Consider the following 19,169-nt stretch of genomic DNA (forward strand, 5'->3'; position numbering starts at 1 on the left):
CACCCCTTCCCCTCCTCCTCACCCTCGAGAGGCCCCCATGCTCCTCTTCACGGCGAAGCGGGTGCTGTCCGGCATCCTCCTGCTCGTCGCGGTCTCGATCGGCACGTTCTTCCTCGCCCACCTCGCGATCAGCGACCCGACCGCCTCGCTCCTCGGGACCACGGCGAGTCCTGCGCAGCAGGAGGCGCTGGCGGCGAAGATCGGTCTCGACCGCCCCCTGATCGTGCAGTTCTGGGACTGGTTCTCCCACGCCGTGCTGCTCGACTTCGGCGTCTCGTGGCGCAACTTCCAGCCGGTCGGCGCGCAGCTCGCGGTCAAGGTCCCCGTCACGCTCTCCGTGGTGACCCTCGCGACCCTCATCACCGCGGTCATCGGCGTCGCGTTCGGCATGATCACCGGACTCCGCCCCGGCACCTGGTTCGACCGGATCATCAAGGGGATCTCCGTCGTCCTCTTCGCGCTCCCCGGGTTCTGGGTGAGCCTGGTCCTCGTCATGTGGCTGGCCGTGCAGCTCAAGTGGTTCCCGGCCGTGGGGTACGTCCCGCCGACACAGTCCGTCGAAGGGTGGCTGCGCTCGATCACGCTGCCGGCGATCTCCCTCGCCCTGGGCGGCATCGTCGCTGTGTCGGAGCAGCTGCGCAATGCCGTGATCGCCCAGAGCCGCCAGGACTGGGTGCGCACCCTCCGCAGCCGCGGCCTGTCCGCCGCCCGGGTGAACCTGCACATCCTCCGCAACGCCTCGCCCGCCGCGCTCACGGTGATCGCCCTGATGTTCGTGGGCCTGCTCTCCGGGGCGATCGTGGTGGAGCAGATCTTCAGCCTCCCCGGTCTGGGGCAGCTCACGAACCAGTCATCGCAGAACGGCGACATCCCCATGCTGCTCGGGATCACGGTGGTCTCCATCGTCTTCGTCGTCCTCATCAACCTCCTGCTCGACCTCGTGCTCGGCTGGATCAACCCGAAGGTGCGCGTCGCATGACCACGACTGACATCCGCGTCGCCTTCGACCGGGCCGCCCAGAAGCGCCGGTCGAGCCTGTTCCGACGCTTCCTCCGTCACCCCGGCGGCTACATCCCGCTCGCGATCTTCGTGCTCATCGTGCTCGTCGGGGTGTTCGCGCCGCTGCTGGCGCCGATGGACCCGAACCTCGTCGACCTCGCAGCCGCGAAGGCCCCGCCCTCGCCGGAGCACCTCCTCGGCGGCGACTCCACCGGGCGCGACATCCTCAGCCGCCTCATCTACGGGACGAGGACGACGCTGTGGGGTGCGCTCATCACGATCGTCACGGCGCTCGTCATCGGCGTCCCGTCGGGTGTCGCGGCCGGGTACTTCGGCGGCGTCTTCGACCGGGTCGCGACCTGGATCAGCGACGCCCTCCAGTCGATCCCCGGGATGATCATCCTCCTCGTGGTCGCTGCCGGCAGTCGCAACAACTTCGAGCTGCTGATGGTCACCGTCGGCGTCTTCATGGTGCCGGGCTACTTCCGCATCGCGCGGTCGCAGACGCTCGCCGTCCGCGGCGAGGCGTACATCGATGCCGCCCGCGTGTCGGGGCTGTCGGACGCGCGCATCATCTTCCGCCACGTCATCACGGCCGTCTACCCGCCGGTCATCATCCAGACCGCGCTCACGGCGGGCATCGCCATGGGCATGCAGGCGGGGCTCCAGTTCCTCGGCATCGGCGACTCGAACGTGCCGAGCTGGGGCGCGATGATGCTCGAGGGCTTCCGGCTCATGCTCACCTACCCGCTCATGCTGCTGTGGCCCTCCGCCGCGCTCGGTCTCACGATCGCCGTCCTCGCGATCATGGGCTCCACGCTCGCCGAGCTCGTGCAGGTGCGCACGCCGCGGGCGGCCCGACGGCGGCGGCGCGGTGTGCTCGAGACCGCGGATGAGGTCGCCGCGCCTCCCGCCACGGGCAGCGTGCGTCATGAGGCTCCGGCGTCGGCCCTCCGCGTCGAGAACCTGCACGTCGTGCACGCGACACCGACAGGGGAGACCGAGGTCGTGCACGGAGTGACGCTCGACGTCGCGCCAGGGGAGGTCGTCGGGATCGTCGGCGAGTCCGGGTCGGGCAAGTCGCAGACGGTGTTCTCGGTGCTCGACCTGCTCCCCGCGACCGGCCGGGCGACCGCCGACGCGATCTGGGTCGGCGGCGCGGAGGTCACCCACGCGACGCCGAAGGAGCGCCAGGCCCTGCTCGGGCGCACCATCGGCTATGTGCCGCAGGAGCCGATGAGCAATCTCGACCCCTCGTACACGATCGGGCACCAGCTCATCGAGCCGCTGCGCCGGACGCACGGGCTGGGGAAGGCCGCCGCCCGGCAGCGCGCGCGGGAGGTGCTCCTGCGGGTCGGGCTGTCCGACCCCGATCGCGTGATGCGCAGCTACCCGCATCAGGTGTCCGGCGGCATGGCGCAGCGCGTGCTCATCGCCGGCGCGATCGCCGGTCGGCCGTCGCTCCTCGTCGCCGACGAGCCCACCACCGCCCTCGACGTGACCGTGCAGGCCGAGGTGCTCGAACTGCTGCGGGAGCTGCAGGCCGAGTACGGCATGGCGCTGCTCATCGTGACGCACAACTTCGGCGTCGTCGCCGACATCTGCGACCGCGTGATCGTCATGCGCGGCGGCGACATCGTGGAGTCGGGGCCCGTGGACGACCTCTTCGCCGCGCCCACCCAGGAGTACACGCGCGAGCTCATCGCCGCGTCGCTCGACGAAGCCGAGGGCCGCGCCGCGCTCGACGGCCGGCGGACGGAGGTCCCCGCATGAACACCGCTCCGGTGAACCCCCTGCTGCAGGTGGACGATCTCGTGGTCGAGTACGGCCGGGGTCGGCATGCCTTCCGCGCGCTGCACGGCGTCTCCCTCGACATCGCCCCCGGTGAGTGCCTCGGCCTCGTCGGCGAGTCCGGATCGGGCAAGTCGACCCTCGGCAAGGCCATCCTCGGCCTCGCCCCGGTGACGGCGGGCCGCATCCGCTTCGACGGTCGCGATATCGGAGACCTCGGCCGCCGGGCCCGGCGGGCGCTCGCCGACGACGTGCAGGTCGTGTTCCAGGATCCGTACGGCTCCCTCAACCCGGCACTGACGATCGGCGACATCCTCGCCGAGCCGCTGCTCACGACGGGAATCGGGGCGAAGGCGGCCGACGCGCGCGTGCGCGACATGCTCGACCGCGTGCGGCTGCCCTCCACGAGCATGGACCGGTATCCGAGCGAGTTCTCCGGCGGGCAGCGGCAGCGCATCGCGATCGCCCGCGCCCTGGTCCGCGGTCCGCGGCTGATCGTGTGTGACGAGCCGGTCAGCGCGCTCGATCTCACCACGCAGGCCACCATCCTCGACCTCTTCATCGAGCTGCAGCGTGACACCGGCGTGGCCTACCTGTTCGTGTCGCACGACCTCGGCGTCGTCCGGCGGGTCTGCCACCGGGTCGCCGTGATGTACCGGGGGGAGATCGTGGAGATCGGGGACGGGGAGCAGGTCACCCGCGCCCCACGCCACCCGTACGCCGAACGGCTGCGGCTGGCCTCGCCCGTCGCCGACCCGGCGTCCCAGCGGGAACGCCGGGCGCAGTGGCTCGCTCTGCGGGAGGTGCCCGATGCGGCGGTACGGTAGCTCCAGGCCGGAACTCGCCACACCCCGGACTCGGCCGGAAGGACGCCATGCCGAAGATCATCGACCACGACCAGCGGCGACGGGACATCGTCGAGGTGGCCAAGAGCATCATCCTGAAGGGTGGGTTCGAGGCGGCGACCATGCGCAGCATCGCCGCGGAGGCGGGCTTCGCGAACGGTGCGCTGAAGCACTACTTCCCCGGGAAGGAGAGCATCGTCGCGGCGACGTTCGAGACGATCCTGCAGCAGATGTCCGAGGGCGTGGAGGCCGCCGGGCAGGAACCGGTGGCGGCGGACGACGCGCTGCGCGGCTTCCTGCAGGCCACCGTGCCGCGCGACCCGGAGCAGATCGCCGCGGGCCGGGTGCTCCTGGCACTGTGGGAGTACGCGATGGCGAACGAGTCGCTGGCCGAGCTCTACCGCGGACACCTGGGCACGTGGCGAGCCTCGCTCATCGCGCGCATGGAGGCGGCCCGCGACGAGGGGTCGATCCGTGATCAGGACTACGGCCCGCTGGCGGACGAGTACATCTCCGCGGCGGTCGGGGCGACGGTCATCAACCTCATGTACCCGGACGGCGACCGCATCGCCGACTACGAGAACTACATCGACCGGTTCCTCGCGCGGCTGCGCTGAGGGCGAGGGGCCGGTTCCGAGAGGACGGCCCGTCATGACCCTTCCCCCCGAACGACCCGTGGTGTTCCTGCACGGCCTCGCCTCGCGCGGCACGCAGGACTGGCCGGACAGTGAGTGGACGGCGGTGCTCGGCGATCGGCCGCGCCGGGTCCTCGATCTGCCGGCGCACGGCGACGCCCCCGGGCTCGGAGTCGTGCCGACCGCCGCGGTGCTCGACGCGCTCGCCGCAGCGATCGGCCCGGACGAGGTCGACCTCGTCGGCTACTCGCTCGGGGCCCGGCTCGCCTGGGACCTCGCCCGGCACCCGGGTGTCGCGGTGCGGCGTCTCGTGCTCGGCGGCCTCAGCGCGGGGGAGCCCTTCGCGCTCGTCGGCCTCTCCGCCGCGCGAGCCGCCATCGCCGGTGGACCGTCTCCCGTCGATCCGCTGACCGGGATGATCGTGCACATGGTGAGCCTGCCCGGCAACCGCCCGGACGATCTGCTCGACCTCATCGAGGGGCTCGCGACCGAGCCGTTCGCGCCCGAAGCCGGAGCGCCGACGATGCCGGTGCTGCTCCTGGGTGGCGAGGACGACCCGATGGCCGCGGGCATCGACGAGCTCGCCGCGCGGCTGCCGGACGTCCGGGTGCGGCGCGTCCCCGGCGATCACCTCGCGGCACTGCACACCGCCGCGTTCCGCGACGCCGTACGCGGGTTCCTCGCGGACTGACCCGCCGGTCCGACGCCCGGCGTCCTCCTGTCCTTTATTTCCCACGTTCGTAGACATACCGAAAGGCATCCGCCATGACCGACACCCCCACCCCCGACGCCGCCCGCATCCTCGACATCGCCACCGGCTACATGGCCGCGAAGCAGCTCTTCCAGGCCAGCCGCATCGGGCTGTTCGCCGCCGTCGCCGCGGGCGCCGACACGGCCGCGGCGATCGCCGAGCGCTGCGGGGTGAGCGAGCGGATCGCCCGGCTGCTCGCCGACACCCTCGCCGCGAAGGGTCTCCTCGTCCGGACGGAGGGGCGCTACGCCCTGGCTCCGGACGCCTCCGCCTACCTCACGGGGGAGGACGCGGTCATCGATCTCGCTCCGTTCCTCACGTTCCTCGACGAGATCAGCTACCCACACTGGCTGCAGTTCGCGCACACGGTCGACACGACCGAGCCCGGCGATCTGCAGATGGACGACGCGCGGTGGGGCACGTTCATGGCCGGCGTCATGACGTACAACCGCCTGCACGCGCAGGAGTTCGGCCGGCTCGTCGAGCTCGCCGGCGCGACCAAGGCCCTCGACTTCGGTGGTCTGTCCGCCGAGTTCGCCCTCGCCGTCATGGCGCGCAACCCCGAGCTGCATACGACGTTCGTCTACGCCCCGGGATTCGAGGACGGCGTGGCCGAGGCGGTCGAGGCGGCGGGCGTCGCCGACCGGGCTGCCGTCGAGGTGGGGGACACGGCGACTGCGGCCCCCGAGGGCGCCTACGACGCGGTGTTCGCCAACCACGTCATCCACCGCTTCTCCGCGGAGGAGAACGCGCAGATCTTCCGCCGGCTCCGTGCCGCAGCGGTCGAGGGGGCGACGCTGACCGTGCTCGACTTCTTCCTCGACGACGACGACGAGCAGCGCGCGCTGGACGCCCTGCACGCGGGGGAGTACCTCGTGATCGACGGCACCGTCGTGTACCCGGAGTCGCAGGTCCGTGGCTGGCTGACGGACGCCGGCTGGGCGGTGCGCGACACCGTCGCCCTGCCGGGGAGCCCGCGCGTGCTCCTGGCCACCGCGGTCTGACGACCGCGGTTCGAGACTGGTCCGAGGGGGATCAGAGGCGGGCGGCATGCGTGAACATGCCGCCCGCCGTTTTCGTGGCTCGGGTGGTCAGTCGCGGGCGAACACCGTGCGGCCGTCGACGATCGTGCGCTCGACCCGAAGATCGGCGAACGGGCGCCCCGGGGTGCACGGATCCTCGTCGAGCACCGTGATGTCGGCGACCTTGCCGGGCCCGAGGGTGCCCTTCCAGCTCGCGGCGCCGTCCTGGATCGCGGCGTCGGCCGTCATCGTGCGCAGCAGCCGGCGCCGGGTCGCGGCGTCGTCCGCCCGGCCGTCGGCGGCGAGGAGGGCGAGGGAGGCATCGAGGCTGGGGCGCCAGTCCGGAGTGGCGATCGGGGCGTCGCTGGTCACGGTGGTCAGCGCCCCGGAGGAGAGCATCTCGGCCAGCGGCCACGCGGCGGCGACCCGGGCCTCGCCGAGCTGCACCGCCGCCCAGGAGTGCGTGTGCGCGGCGATGAGGGGCTGCACGGCGAAGCCGACGCCGAGGCGCTCCGCACGGCGGATCTGCGCGGGGGTCGCGAGGTCGCCGTGCACGATGTGGTGGGGTGCCGGCGGCGGGGGTGTCCGGCCGTGCCGTTCCAGTGCGGTGAGGAACTCCTCGATCGAGCGGTCGCCGGTGGCGTGCACCGCGATCTGGAGACCGCGACTCGCGGCCAGCGCGATCATCCGCTGGAAGGCGCTGAGCGGATCGGCATCGCCGCGCGTGAGCAGATGCCCGGTCGTCCCGTCCGGGTAGGGGGCCGACGTCCAGGCGGTGGCCATCGGCGGGATGCCGTCGGCGAAGATCTTCACGCCGGGGATCGCGAGCCAGCGGGGGTCGGTCGACGGGGGCGGCACCGGGAGTCCGGCGGCGAAGTCCTCCAGGGAGCTCTCGCCGTCGATCGTCCCGAACAGGCGCAGCAGCGTGACGCGCGAGGTCTGCGCGCCCTCCCGGTGCAGCTCCACGTACGCGTCGAGCATGTCGGTGCCGAAGCAGCCGGTCTCGCCGTCGTCCTCCCCGGGGCCGATGCCCGGCTCCGTGTAGCTGGTGATGCCGAACTCCGCGAGCAGTGCCCAGGCCCGGCGCAGGGCCGCGTGTCGTTCGTCGGCCGTGGCCACGAGGCGGCCGGTGGGCTGCTCCTCGGGCGGGGTGTCGGAGAAGAAGAGGTGCGGCCAGCGCGCGCCCAGCCAGGCGGCGTGGAGGTGGGCGTCGTTGAGGCCGGGGATCGCGGTGCGACCGTCCAGCTGCACGATCTCGCGGGCCGGGAGGGCTTCGGCGGCGGCGTCAGTGGCGACGATCACCCCGTCGCGGACGGCGATCGCGGTGGCGACGGAATCGGTGGCGTCGACGGTGTGGATGCGGCCGCCGCGGAGAAGGAGGTCGGCGTCGTCGCCGAGGAGTGCGCTGCTCATTATTCCACCAGTGTAGACGTAAAACTCTCGCGCACGGGCGTCTGCGCTGCCCGATTCGGCGCGTGGTTCCGCGGCTTGTACCCTGGAGTCATCCCCCGAACACCCCGGCAACCTCGTGCGCGCCGGCGACCTCGGCGCGCGCTCACACATGCAAGGACGCAGATGAACGATTCCGCGGCACACCGCGACGAATGGACGGCGAGCGAAGAGCTGGCGGAGCGGATGATCCCGCTCATCGGGGCTCTCAAGCGCGAGCGCGACGTGGTCACCTCGTTGCACGGTCATCGCCTGCTCGGCCTCTCGGCCACCGGCGTCGTCGAGGTGCACGAGCGCGTGGCCCAGCTCGGACACGAGCGCCTCGACGTCGAGGACAGCCTGGCGGTGCTCGAGGGCATCCACGCCCTGGCCCCCGGCGCCTCGTCGATCGACGTGGCCCGCCTCGTGGAAGGGTACGCGGAGAGCGGCCGCCCGCTCGGGGAGTATTTGGCCGAGACCCTGGCCCCGGCCGTCGGCGCGGTCCCGGCACCGCCGACCGACGTCGTGCTCTACGGCTTCGGGCGCATCGGCCGCCTGCTGGCCCGCATCCTCATCGCGCACACCGGCGGCGGGAGCGGGCTCCGGCTCCGCGCCATCGTCGTGCGCCGCGGCTCCGAGAACGACCTCGTCAAGCGCGCGTCGCTGCTGCTGCGCGACTCGGTGCACGGCCGCTTCGCGGGCTCGGTCACGGTGGACGCGGACGCCGAGCAGATCATCGCCAACGGCACGCGCATCCAGGTCATCTACTCCGACGACCCGGCGGCCGTCGACTACACGGCCTACGGCATCGACGACGCGATCGTCGTCGACAACACCGGCCGCTGGCGTGACGAGGCCGGACTCTCCCAGCACCTCCGCGCGAAGGGCGTCGCCCGCGTGCTGCTGACCGCCCCCGGCAAGGGCCCGCTGAAGAACATCGTGCAGGGCATCAACGACGACACGATCACCGAGGAAGACCGCATCGTCTCCGCGGCGTCGTGCACGACCAACGCCATCACCCCGGTGCTCGCCGCGATCGACGAGGCCTACGGCGTCGTGAAGGGTCACGTCGAGACCGTGCACTCGTTCACGAACGACCAGAACCTCATCGACAACTTCCACAAGGGCGACCGCCGCGGTCGCTCCGCCGTGCTGAACATGGTCATCACCGAGACCGGGGCGGCGAAGGCCGTGGCCAAGGCTCTGCCGCAACTCGAGGGCAAGCTCACGGGCAGCGCGATCCGCGTCCCCACGCCGGACGTCTCGCTCGCGGTGCTGCACCTCACACTGGAGCGCCCCGCCACCAAGGACCAGGTCAACGACTACCTGCGCCGGGTCTCGCTGCACTCGAAGCTCCGGCAGCAGATCGACTACGTGGAGAGCCCGGAGGTGGTCTCCACGGACTTCGTCGGCTCGCACCGCGCGGGCATCGTCGACGGCCTGGCCACGATCGCCGACGAGGACACCCTCATCCTCTACGTCTGGTACGACAACGAGTTCGGCTACTCCTGCCAGGTGATCCGGGTGCTGGAGACCATGGCGGGGTCGCACCCGGTCGTGCTCCCCGCCCGCCGCGAAGTTACCCTCTGACCCCTCCCGTCGACCCACCCCCTTCCGCCCGGCCCGGCCCCCTGCGTGCGCATGCAACGGGCCGGGGCACGCGAAAGGGGGTGGGTCGCGGCATGATGAGGGGTATGAAGACCTCACGATGGCGGGAGGAGCGGCTGCGGTTCCAAGGGCTCACGGCGCCGGAGCCGGACGTGGCGGGGGCGGCGGCGCGGCTTCTCGCGACGCAGAGCCAGGACTTCACGGCCGGACGGTGGGCGCTGGCCCTGCGGACGAAAGGCGACGTACGGCTTCGTGACGTCGACGCCGCGTTCGACCGTGGGGACCTCGTCCGGGCCTGGGCCATGCGGGGGACGCTGCACACGATCCCCGCGCGCGACCTCGGCTGGGTGCTGGAGGTCACGGCCGCACGACAGCTGCAGCAGGCGGCCTCCCGGCAGCGGCAGCTCGGCATCGACGACGACATGATCGACACGGTCGTCCGGGAGCTCACGCCGCGGCTCCGTGACGGCGGCCTCACCCGGGGCGAGATCTTCCCGGTGCTCGAGGGCATCGGCATCGACCCCTCAGGGCAGCGCGGCATCCACCTGCTGTTCGCGCTGACGGTCTCCGGCGTGCTCGTGCAGGGGCCGGTCGTGCCGCGGGAGGGCATCACGCGGGAGCAGCGGTTCGCGCTCGCGGCGGACCACATCCGCGATCACGCCCACCCGGAGGACCCGCTGGCCGAGCTGTTCGTCCGCTACGTCGAGGGACACGGGCCCGCCGGGGTCGCGGACTTCGCGTGGTGGTCGGGGCTGACGCTCGGGCGGTCCAGGGAGGCGGCGGAGCGCGCGGCGACACGGGTGACCGAGGCCGACGACGGGGTCTTCGTCGGCCGCACCCCGCCCCGGCGCGCGGCAGGCCGTCCGGCCGTGTTCGCCCTCGGAGCCTTCGACGAGTACTACATCTCCTACGCCGACCGCACCGTCGTCTGTGACCCCGAGTACCTCGCCGCCGTCGGACCGGGGAAGAACGGGATGGTCCGGGCGACCGTCGTGGAGCACGGCCGCGTGATCGGCTGCTGGACGCACGCCGCCGCCGCCCACACCACCCCTCCGGAGCTCTTCACTGCACCCGAGGATCCCGCCGCCGTCGCCTCCGCACTCGCCCGCTTCGCCGCGTTCCTCGCCTGACCTCGCGTCGACCCACCCCCTTCCGCGCGTCCCGGCCCCTTACGGCCGCGCGTAACGGGCCGGGGTGGACGCAAGGGGGTGGGTCGACGTCACTCGCTGGCGTGGCGACCGAGGAAGTTGTAGACCTCGTTGTCGTCCACGCCGGGGAACATGCCGCGGGGGAGCGGCGAGAACATGTGGGTGTGCACGCGGGCGCTCGGCCACGCCCGACCCTTCCAGCGCTCAGTGAGCTCGGCCGACGGGCGACGGCAGCACGCCTCGTCGGGGCAGGTCGACACGGCCCTGTCGTTCGTCTCGCGACCCCGCCACCACCGGGCGTCGTCGAACGGCACGCCGACCGTGACGGAGAACTCGCCCTCGCTCGACGACCCGGTCTGCGTGGAGCACCAGAACGTGCCGGACGGGGTGTCCGTGTACTGGTGGTGCTCGACGGTGCGGTTCTGCTCCGTGAAGGCGGAACGGGCCTGGAACTTCCGGCACACCCGCTGTCCCTCCACGGCTCCCGTCACGTCCATCGGCAGCGGCAGGTCGTCGTTCTCGTAGACGCGCGTGATGGCTCCGGTCGAGTCGACGCGCAGGAAGTGCAGCGACATGCCGAGGTGCTGCGTGAGCAGGTTGGTCATGCGCATGCCGGCGGCCTCGTGCGTCACGCCGAACCCGTCGCGGAAGTCCTCCACTGCGAGGTTGCGGTCCTTCTTCGCCTGCTGCAGGAAGGCGACCGCGGCGGTCTCCGGCATCAGGCAGCACGCCGCGAAGTAGTTGATCTCCAGGCGCTGCTGCAGGAAGTCGGCGTAGTCGGTCGGCGGCGTGTGCCCGAGCAGGCGGTGCGCCATCGCCTGCAGTGCCATGGACCGCAGGCCGTGTCCGCCGGGGATGGATGCCGGGGGCAGGTAGATGCGGCCGTTCTCGAGGTCGGTGACGGAGCGCGTCGAGTGCGGCAGGTCGTTGACGTAGATGAGCTCGAAGCCGAGCTTCTCGGCCATAATGCTCACGGTGCGGTGGGTCAGGGCGCCCTGCGAATGGCCGGCCGCCTTGAGCTGCTTCTCCGCGAGCTTCTCGATGTCCGGGAGGTAGTTGTTCTGCGCGCGCATCCGCAGGCGCAGCTCCGTGTTGGCGCGACGGGCCTCCTCAGGGGTCGCGATGGCCTCGCGCTCGCGGCGCTGCAGCTCGCGGTGCAGCCCGAGGATGGACTCGATGGTCTCGTCGCTCATGCCCTTCGTGACCCGGACGGGCGAGACCCCGAGTTGACGGAAGACCGGACTCTCCTGCGCCCGCTCCAGCTCGATCTCCAGGGCCGCGCGTCGGTTCGGCGGCTCGCCGGAGATGAGGTCGGTCACCTCCGTGCCGGTGGCCTGCGCGATCGCCTGGAGGAGGGAGAGCTTGGGCTCGCGCTTGCCGTTCTCGATGAGGCTGAGCTGGGAGCCGGCGACCCCGACGACGGCTCCGAGCTCGTCGAGCGTGTAGCCCTTCTCCAGACGGCGGTGCCGGATGCGGTGGCCGAGGGTCGTGAGGTGGATGCCGGAGGACGCCATAGTTTGAGTCTATCGAAAGAACCGTGATTCTTATCGCTCGATTTGGCCGAAAGTCCGCGCCGAGGGCGAAGAAGATGGAAGCAACGCCCCACACTTCGAAGGAGCAGTCATGGCCATGGCCGAAGTCCTCACCCCTCGCACGTCCCCTGTCGCCCCGACGCGCACGTTCGGCACCGCCCCCTCCTACGACACCCCTGCGATGGCGGAACTCGCCGCCTGGGTCGAAGAGATCCGCGCGCTCACGCAGCCGGACGCCGTGCACTGGGTGGACGGCTCGCGCGCTGAGAACGACTGGCTGCTGCGCGGACTCGTCGACGAGGGCAAGCTCATCAAGCTGAACCCCGAGTGGCGTCCCGGATCGTACCTGGCGCGCTCGCACCCCAGCGACGTCGCCCGTACCGAGGCCCGCACCTTCATCGCCTCGGAGCGCGAGGAGGACGCCGGCCCCACCAACAACTGGGCCGACCCCGCCGAGATGCACACGAAGATGGACGAGATCTTCGAGGGCTCGATGCGCGGTCGCACGATGTACGTCGTGCCGTTCTCGATGGGTCGCGTCGGCGGCCCCCTGTCGCACATCGGCGTGCAGATCACCGACAGCGCCTACGCGGTCGCGTCGATCGGCATCATGACTCGCGTGGGCGACGAGGTCACCCGCCAGATCGCCGAGGGCGCGCCCTGGGTCAAGACCGTGCACTCCGTCGGCGCTCCGCTGGAGTCGGGCGAGCCGGACGTCGAGTGGCCCTGCAACGACGACAAGTACATCGTGCACTTCCCGGAGACGCTCGAGGTGTACTCGTACGGATCGGGCTATGGCGGCAATGCGATCCTCGCGAAGAAGTGCTTCGCGCTGCGCATCGCGTCGGTGATCGCCCGTGACGAGGGCTGGCTCGCCGAGCACATGCTCCTCATCCGCGTGATCGACCCGCAAGGCAAGGCGTACCACGTCGCCGCCGCGTTCCCGTCGGCCTGCGGCAAGACGAATCTCGCGATGCTCCGCCCGACGATCCCCGGCTGGAAGGTCGAGACCCTCGGCGACGACATCGCCTGGATCCGCCCCGGCGAGGACGGACGGCTCTGGGCGATCAACCCGGAGGCCGGCTTCTTCGGCGTCGCGCCCGGCACGGGTGAGTCGACCAACGTCACCGCGGTCGAGACGCTGTGGGGCAACACGATCTTCACCAACGTCGCGCTCCGTCCCGACGGCGATGTGTGGTGGGAGGGCCTGACCGACGAGGCGCCTGCGAACCTGATCGACTGGGAGGGCAACGACTGGACGCCCGACTCCGGTCGTCCCGCGGCGCACCCCAACTCGCGCTTCACCGTGTCGGCGGCCCAGTGCCCGCAGATCTCCGAGGACTGGGAGGAGGCCGTGCCGCTCGACGTCATCCTGTTCGGCGGACGCCGCGCGAGCAACGTGCCGCTCGTCGTCGAGGCCACCGACTGGACCCACGGCGTGTTCCTGGGCTCGAACATCTCCTCCGAGCGCACGGCGGCGGCCGAGGGCACGGTCGGCGAGCTGCGCCGCGACCCCTTCGCGATGCTGCCGTTCTGCGGCTACAACATGGCCGACTACTTCGGCCACTGGCTCAAGGTCGGCCGCGGCCTGCGGTTCGACCGTGCACCGCGCATCTTCCAGGTGAACTGGTTCCGCCGTGGGGCGGACGGCCGGTTCCTCTGGCCCGGATTCGGCGACAACTCCCGTGTCGTCGACTGGATCATCCGCCGGGTGGCCGGCGACGTGCCGGCCGTGGACAGCCCCATCGGACGCCTGCCGCGCGTGGAGGACCTCAACCTCGACGGGCTCGACATCCCCGCGGAAGACCTCGACGAGCTCTTCTCGGTCGACCCCGAGGCGTGGAAGGCCGAGGCCGACCTCACGGAGGAGTTCTACGACACGTTCGGCGACCGGGTGCCCGCAGCTCTGCGCACCGAGCTCGCGTCGCTGCGCTACCGCCTCGCGAAGGCGTAGCCCCCAGACCGGTGCCGGTTCGGGGGAGCCGGCACCCTCGGCCTCCGGGCCGAGCCCTACCCGCGAAGGCGGGGCATCAGAGACGAACCCATGGCTGAGTGGTCTCCGACGCCCCGCCTTCGTGGCACCCCCTCCCGTCGAGACCCCGGTTTCGCGTCGAGACCCCGCCCCGCATACGTGCGGAAGGCGGGGTCTCGACGCGAAACCGGGGTCTCAGCAGGCGGAGGGGGGAGAGGGGGGGATCAGGCGAGGAGCTGATGGCGGGCGAGGTCGCGGTAGAGCGGAGTCGACTCCACGAGCTCGGCGTGGGTGCCCTGTCCGACGACCACGCCGTCCTGCAGCACCACGATGAGGTCGCTGTCGACGACGGTGGACAGACGATGCGCGATCACGACGAGCGTGCGGTCCGTGGCGACCGCGTCGATGGCCTCGCGCATGCGCTGCTCGTTCACGCCGTCGAGCGACGAGGTCGACTCGTCCAGCAGGAGGATCGGGGCGTCCGTGAGGAGTGCCCGGGCGATCGCGAGCCGCTGCCGTTCGCCGCCGGAGAGCATCACGCCGTCCTCACCGACCGGAGCGTCGACCCCGAGGGGGTTCCGCTCCAGCACGTCGCCGAGGTTCACGGCGCGGAGCACGCGCTCGCAGTCCGCATCGGTGGCGCCGGGGGAAGCGAGCCGCAGGTTCTCGGCGAGGGTGCCGGCGAGGGTCGGGGCGTCCTGCTCGACGTAGCCGAAGTGGGCGCGCAGCTCCTCCCGCGGATAAGTGCGGGTGTCGTGCCCCTTCAGGCGGATGGAGCCGCCCGTCGGGTCGTAGAAGCGCTCGATGAGGGAGAGGATGGTACTCTTCCCCGCCCCGCTGGGACCGACCAGCGCCACCCGTGCCCCGCGCGGGACCGCGAACGACACCCCGCGGAGCACCTCGTGGTCCTGCGGGTCGACGGCGGCCTCGGTCTGCTCCAGGTGCGCATCGGCGAGCAGGGTCTGCGCCTCCCTCGCGGCGGCACGGCGGGCGGCGACGACGTTCTCCGGGTAGCGGAACCGCACGTCGCGGAACTCCAGGGCGGGGGCGTCCGCACCGGGCTCCTCGTCACGGGGCAGAGCGGCGGCGGTGGCGGCGTCGTCCTGGGTCTCGGTGGGCAGGTCGAGGACCTCCTGGATGCGGCCGAGCGCGCCGAGGGCCTGGTTGACGGAGGTGATCGCGCCGAACGTCGAGGCGAGGGGCATCACCAGCAGGAAGAGGAACATCACGAACGAGATGAGGGCCGCGATCGAGATGGCTCCGGCGGCGACGCGGAAGCCGCCCACGCCGAGCACGACGAGCAGGGAAAGCTGGAGGGCGATGCCGGCGACCGGCACCACGAGCGAGGAGATCTTCGCGATCCGCACGCCGATGCCATAGGCCTCAGAGGCCCGCTCCGTCACCGCCGCGGTCTCCCGCTCGGTCGCGCCCGAGGCCCGGATGGTGCGGATGGACCCGACGGCCCGCTCGACGCCCGAGGCCAGCTCGCCGACCTTCTCCTGCTGGGCGGTGGACGCCGTGCGGATCCGGCCGCTGAGGGCGACGACGACCACGACGGAGACGCCGATCACCACGACGATGAGCAGCAGCAGCACGGGGTCGATGAGCAGCATCGCGATGAGCGCCCCGGCGAAGAGGACGACGTTGCCGACCGCGTCGGCGAGCCCCTGCGTGAGGACGGCGTAGAGGAGCGTGGTGTCGGTGCCCACACGGGAGACGAGGTCGCCGGTGCGCCGTGCGTCGAACTCGGACGTCGGCAGGTGAAGGATGCGGGCGATGAGCTTGCGGCGGCTGGAGTAGACGACCGCGGTGCCGGTGCGCTGCAGCAGGTAGTGCTGGAACCCCGAGATGATCGACGACACGATCACGAAACCGACGAGCAGCCACACGAGCACGCCGATCGTGCCGTCGGATTGCACGGCCTCGATGACCTGGCCCACGAGGAGGGGCTGCACGAGCGAGGTCGCGGCGCCGAACACGCTGAGGACGGCGACGACGACGAGGGTGCGCTTGTGCTCGAAGAGGAAGGGGAGGAGCTGGCGGAAGGTGGCGCGGGGCCCGTCGGCCGGTGCGCCCCGTCCGCGTCGGCGTGCTGTCGCCGTGCGGGACATGGGGGACCTCGATCTGGAGATGGTACTTCGACCGTACTCGGGGGACGGCCGTTTCCTATGGGGCGGCTGTATGGGCTCAGGTGCGCCCGAAGCGCCGATGTGCCGCCTGTTTGGTGACGCCGAGGGCGCTCGCGATCGCCTGCCACGAGTAGCCGCTCGTGCGGGCGCGACGGACCTGGGCCTCTTCAGCGCGCGCGAGCTCCTTGCGCAACGCGGCCAGGCGGTGAAGCTCGGCGAGGGGTTCGCCGCCCGCGGCCGCGGCGATGGTGGTCGGTTGAGGCATGGGGACCTCCTTCGCGTCAATATTCGTTGACGCGCGGTCCGGTGTCAAGAAGTGTTGACGTGGGTGTTGCCCACAGGCGCCCACTTGTCCGCATGTGGAGCGCATGCGATGCTGGCAGGATGGCTCGCATGCTGCAAGTGAGGAACCTGCCCGATGAGGTTCACGCCCGGCTCAAAGAGCGTGCCGCGGCGGAACGCATGAGCCTGTCGGACTACGTCGCGCGCGAGTTGGAAGACCTCGTCCGGTACCGCAGCAATGCCGAGGTCCTCGAGGCGTCGCGGGCACGGGCGCGCGCGGCCGGCGTCTCCCTGACGCGCGAGGGCATCCTCGCCGCCCGTGATCGCGAACGGGACGAGCGCGAGTGAGCGGGACGTCCGAGGCGGTCGTGCTCGATGCCTCGGCGGCGATCGAGGCACTGCTCGGCGAGGAGGTCTGGGCGCACGGCAAGGAGTTCCATGCACACGCGGGTCTCGACATCGAGGTCCTGTCCGTGCTGCGCCGACTCACGATGCGGTCGTCGATGCCGGCACACGCTGCCCGCGAGGCCCTCGATGCGTTCGGGGCGTTGCAGATTACCCGCCATCCGCTGCGTCGTCTCATCCCACGGATCTGGACGCTGCGCGAGGACGTCTCCGCGTACGACGCCGGTTATGTCGCGCTCGCCGAGGCCCTCGACGTCCCTCTGCTCACGGCCGATCACCGGCTGGCGAAGACGGCGGCCCGGTACTGCGACGTCGTGGTGCTGTGAGCACCCGGCCAGGCGAGAACACCCCACCCGCTCCGAGACTAGGGTGAGCGGATGCCGGAGAAGTGGATACTGTTCGACGTCGGCGGCGTGCTCGAGGTCGTCGACGATGACGCCTGGCAGGACCAGTGGTGGGCGCGCTGGTGCCGTGAGGCTGACATCACGCCCCAGGAAGCGGATGAGCGCCTGGCGGCTGCGGCACTCCCGAGGATCGACCTCGAAGCGGGAGTGGCTGAGGCGTTCTGGGAGGGACTCGGGGCGGTGCTGCGTCTCGACAGTGACCGCCAGGCGCAGATGCGTGCGGAGTTCTGGGATTCCTACTGCGGTCATGCCGACTCGGAGCTGATCGCGCACGCCGCGACGCTGCGGGGAAGGGCGAGGGTGGCGATCCTCTCGAACTCGGCGGACGGCGCGCGCGAGGAGGAGGAACGGCGCTACAGGTTCTCTGCGGTGTTCGATCCCATCTGTTACAGCCACGAGCTGGGAGTGGCGAAACCCGACGCCCGGGCGTACCGCAGCGCGCTCCAACGGATGGATGCGGCCCCGGAGGATGTCCTCTTCATCGATGACCACGTGGAGGCCGTCCGCGGCGCCCATGAGATCGGAATGTCGGCGCTCCTCCACCGGAGCACCCCGCAGACCGTAGCCGCGATCGAGCAGTTCCTCCGGGCCTGAGCGCACCATGACAGCGAACGGCGCCCGTGTCCGAGGACACGGGCGCCGTTCGTCGTTCGGTCGGCCTCTAGAGCTCGACGGCGGAGGCGAGACCGAGGTCGTCCTCGTAGTCGTGGTCCTTCGTCTCCGGGGTGAAGATGAGTGCGATGAAGGTCAGCACCGCCATCGACGAGAGGTACAGCCCCACGAGCCAGGGCTCGCCGCCGACGGCCGCCCACAAGGCCACCGCGATGAACGGCGCCACGGCCGCACCGAGGATCGACGACACGTTGTACGCGATCGCCGAGCCCGAGTAGCGAACGTTCGTCGGGAAGAGCTCCGGCAGGAGGGCGCCCATCGGGCCGAACGTCGTACCCATGAGCATGAAGCCGAACACGAGGAAGGCCTGGGTGAGAGCGCCGGTGAACTTCGGGTCCGCCTGCGGGAGCAGGAAGATGTTGAACGACAGGCCGAAGACGACGATGAGTCCGGTGACCCACAGCAGCAGCTTGCGGCGCCCGATGGCGTCGGCGATCGGCCCGGACAGCAGCGTGAAGATGCCGAAGAACACGACACCGATGATCTGCATGAGCACGAAGTCCGTGTAGCCGAAGCCGAGGCCCGGGTAGAACTGCGCCGCGAACGCGCTCGGGTCGAAGTCCTTTCCGGTCGCCTCCGCCGCAGCACGGGCGGCGGCCGAGGCGGTCTCGAGGTCGGCGGCCTTCGTGCCGTAGGTGAGCGTGAAGTTCGTCATCAGGTAGAACAGCACGTACGTCGCCAGCATGATGAACGTGCCGAGGATGAGCTGCTTCCAGTGGTGCCGGAATACGGTCGCGAGCGGGAGCTTGCGGATGGCCCCGGTCTTCTCCGCCTTCTTGAACGTGTCCGACTCGACGAGACGGAGCCGCACCCACAGGCCGATGATGACCATGACGGCGGAGAACAGGAACGGCACGCGCCAGCCCCAGGAGAGGAAGGCCTCGGACTTCAGCGCCGGGTCCTCGGGGTGGGGGAGCGCGAAGTTGATGGCGAGGAAGATGCCGTTCGCGATGATGAAGCCGAGCGGCGCGCCGAGCTGCGGGAACGAGCCGTACCAGGCGCGCTTGCCCTTCGGGGCGTTCTCGGTGGCCACCAGCGCCGCGCCCGACCACTCGCCGCCCAGCGCGAAGCCCTGAGCGAGACGGAGGATCAGCAGGAGCAGCGGGGCGACCCAGCCGATCTGCTGGAAGGTGGGCAGGAGACCGATCACGAAGGTCGCGATACCCATGGTGAGGAGCGACGCGACGAGGGTGGCCTTGCGCCCGAACTTGTCGCCGAAGTGACCGAAGACAACGGCGCCGATCGGGCGGGCGACCATCGCCGCGCCGAAGACGGCGAACGACGACAGCAGCGACGCGGTGTCGTTCGTGCTGGGGAAGAAGAGCGTGGGGAAGACGAGCACGGCTGCCGTCGCATAGACGTAGAAGTCGTAGAACTCGATGGTGGTGCCGACGAGGCTCGCGGTGATGACGCGCGAGCGGGGGTTCGCGGGGGTGGTGGCGGTGCTCAAGGGGTCTCCGATCCTCCGCCGGTATACCAGCGGACTCGGGCGAGTCTACGCCTTCCTGGGAGTTCGCTGGACGTTCATGACGGGTCGGGGTCGAGC

17 protein-coding genes are annotated in these 19,169 nt (G+C 70.9%); 12 read left to right on the forward strand and 5 right to left on the reverse strand.

Translation table 11 applies throughout. From position 1 onward, the window contains the following. The first annotated feature begins 37 nt into the window (after nt 1-37). The 6 genes from KZC57_RS14530 to KZC57_RS14555 all read left to right on the forward strand — a co-directional run bounded on the left by KZC57_RS14530 (nt 38) and on the right by KZC57_RS14555 (nt 6,025). On the forward strand, nt 38-979 hold the full coding sequence (locus KZC57_RS14530; RefSeq protein WP_247642057.1) for an ABC transporter permease: 942 nt from the start codon (nt 38-40) through the stop codon (nt 977-979). Next, nucleotides 976-2,772 carry a dipeptide/oligopeptide/nickel ABC transporter permease/ATP-binding protein gene (locus KZC57_RS14535; RefSeq protein WP_247642058.1) on the forward strand — a complete coding sequence of 599 codons (1,797 nt, stop codon included), beginning with the start codon at nt 976-978 and terminating at the stop codon, nt 2,770-2,772. The genes KZC57_RS14530 and KZC57_RS14535 overlap by 4 nt, the downstream gene beginning before the upstream one ends. Continuing rightward, nucleotides 2,769-3,617, forward strand: coding sequence for an ATP-binding cassette domain-containing protein (locus KZC57_RS14540; protein ID WP_247642059.1), 849 nt, complete (start codon nt 2,769-2,771; stop codon nt 3,615-3,617). Before KZC57_RS14535 ends, KZC57_RS14540 begins: the two co-directional genes overlap by 4 nt. Before the next feature lie 47 nt (nt 3,618-3,664). Continuing rightward, a complete protein-coding gene (locus KZC57_RS14545) occupies nt 3,665-4,252 on the forward strand; it encodes a TetR/AcrR family transcriptional regulator (RefSeq protein ID WP_247642060.1) in 588 nt (195 codons plus the stop codon). A 34-nt stretch (nt 4,253-4,286) separates the two neighbouring features. Continuing rightward, nucleotides 4,287-4,961: an alpha/beta fold hydrolase gene (locus tag KZC57_RS14550; RefSeq protein WP_217584697.1), complete on the forward strand. Its 675-nt coding sequence runs from the start codon at nt 4,287-4,289 to the stop codon at nt 4,959-4,961. 74 nt (nt 4,962-5,035) lie between these two features. Next, nucleotides 5,036-6,025: a methyltransferase dimerization domain-containing protein gene (locus KZC57_RS14555; RefSeq protein ID WP_247642061.1), complete on the forward strand. Its 990-nt coding sequence runs from the start codon at nt 5,036-5,038 to the stop codon at nt 6,023-6,025. A gap of 87 nt (nt 6,026-6,112) precedes the next feature. Here the strand turns inward: KZC57_RS14555 and KZC57_RS14560 are convergent, their stop codons facing one another. Next, entirely contained in the window at nt 6,113-7,456 is a 1,344-nt protein-coding gene (locus KZC57_RS14560) for an amidohydrolase (protein ID WP_247642062.1), read from the reverse strand. A 162-nt stretch (nt 7,457-7,618) separates the two neighbouring features. Here KZC57_RS14560 and KZC57_RS14565 point away from each other — a divergent pair, with 162 nt between their 5' ends. Together KZC57_RS14565 and KZC57_RS14570 are read left to right on the forward strand one after the other, a co-directional pair. Next, nucleotides 7,619-9,061, forward strand: coding sequence for a glyceraldehyde-3-phosphate dehydrogenase (locus KZC57_RS14565; protein ID WP_247642063.1), 1,443 nt, complete (start codon nt 7,619-7,621; stop codon nt 9,059-9,061). 104 nt (nt 9,062-9,165) lie between these two features. Further along, nucleotides 9,166-10,209 (forward strand): winged helix DNA-binding domain-containing protein, encoded by a 1,044-nt coding sequence (locus KZC57_RS14570; protein ID WP_247642064.1) that lies wholly within the window; start codon nt 9,166-9,168, stop codon nt 10,207-10,209. An 89-nt stretch (nt 10,210-10,298) separates the two neighbouring features. Here KZC57_RS14570 and KZC57_RS14575 read toward each other — a convergent pair whose 3' ends face one another. Continuing rightward, nucleotides 10,299-11,741 carry an XRE family transcriptional regulator gene (locus KZC57_RS14575; RefSeq protein ID WP_105949446.1) on the reverse strand — a complete coding sequence of 481 codons (1,443 nt, stop codon included), beginning with the start codon at nt 11,739-11,741 and terminating at the stop codon, nt 10,299-10,301. A gap of 109 nt (nt 11,742-11,850) precedes the next feature. Here KZC57_RS14575 and KZC57_RS14580 point away from each other — a divergent pair, with 109 nt between their 5' ends. Then, a complete protein-coding gene (locus KZC57_RS14580; RefSeq protein ID WP_374206614.1) occupies nt 11,851-13,713 on the forward strand; it encodes a phosphoenolpyruvate carboxykinase (GTP) in 1,863 nt (620 codons plus the stop codon). A gap of 242 nt (nt 13,714-13,955) precedes the next feature. Here the strand turns inward: KZC57_RS14580 and KZC57_RS14585 are convergent, their stop codons facing one another. Together KZC57_RS14585 and KZC57_RS14590 are read right to left on the reverse strand one after the other, a co-directional pair. Next, nucleotides 13,956-15,842 carry an ABC transporter ATP-binding protein gene (locus KZC57_RS14585; RefSeq protein WP_247642065.1) on the reverse strand — a complete coding sequence of 629 codons (1,887 nt, stop codon included), beginning with the start codon at nt 15,840-15,842 and terminating at the stop codon, nt 13,956-13,958. A 76-nt stretch (nt 15,843-15,918) separates the two neighbouring features. Continuing rightward, a complete protein-coding gene (locus tag KZC57_RS14590; RefSeq protein WP_247642066.1) occupies nt 15,919-16,125 on the reverse strand; it encodes an AsnC family protein in 207 nt (68 codons plus the stop codon). Nucleotides 16,126-16,244: 119 nt separating this feature from the next. Here KZC57_RS14590 and KZC57_RS14595 point away from each other — a divergent pair, with 119 nt between their 5' ends. Genes KZC57_RS14595 through KZC57_RS14605 form a run of 3 tightly spaced genes read left to right on the forward strand, consistent with a single transcriptional unit; the run spans nt 16,245 to nt 17,545 of the window. Continuing rightward, a complete protein-coding gene (locus KZC57_RS14595) occupies nt 16,245-16,490 on the forward strand; it encodes a hypothetical protein (RefSeq protein WP_126894495.1) in 246 nt (81 codons plus the stop codon). Further along, the gene (locus tag KZC57_RS14600; RefSeq protein ID WP_247642067.1) at nt 16,487-16,873 is read left to right on the forward strand and encodes a type II toxin-antitoxin system VapC family toxin; all 387 of its coding nucleotides are present in this window, start codon (nt 16,487-16,489) and stop codon (nt 16,871-16,873) included. The genes KZC57_RS14595 and KZC57_RS14600 overlap by 4 nt, the downstream gene beginning before the upstream one ends. A 51-nt stretch (nt 16,874-16,924) precedes the next feature. Beyond that, nucleotides 16,925-17,545 (forward strand): HAD-IA family hydrolase, encoded by a 621-nt coding sequence (locus KZC57_RS14605; protein WP_247642068.1) that lies wholly within the window; start codon nt 16,925-16,927, stop codon nt 17,543-17,545. 67 nt (nt 17,546-17,612) lie between these two features. On the opposite strand, the gene KZC57_RS14610 is transcribed toward KZC57_RS14605, so the two are convergent. Beyond that, entirely contained in the window at nt 17,613-19,073 is a 1,461-nt protein-coding gene (locus tag KZC57_RS14610) for an MFS transporter (protein WP_060923458.1), read from the reverse strand. Between the last annotated feature and the right edge of the window lie 96 nt (nt 19,074-19,169).

The sequence above is a fragment of the Microbacterium sp. KSW4-4 genome (genome assembly GCF_023091185.1).
GTDB classification, from domain to species: domain Bacteria; phylum Actinomycetota; class Actinomycetes; order Actinomycetales; family Microbacteriaceae; genus Microbacterium; species Microbacterium paraoxydans.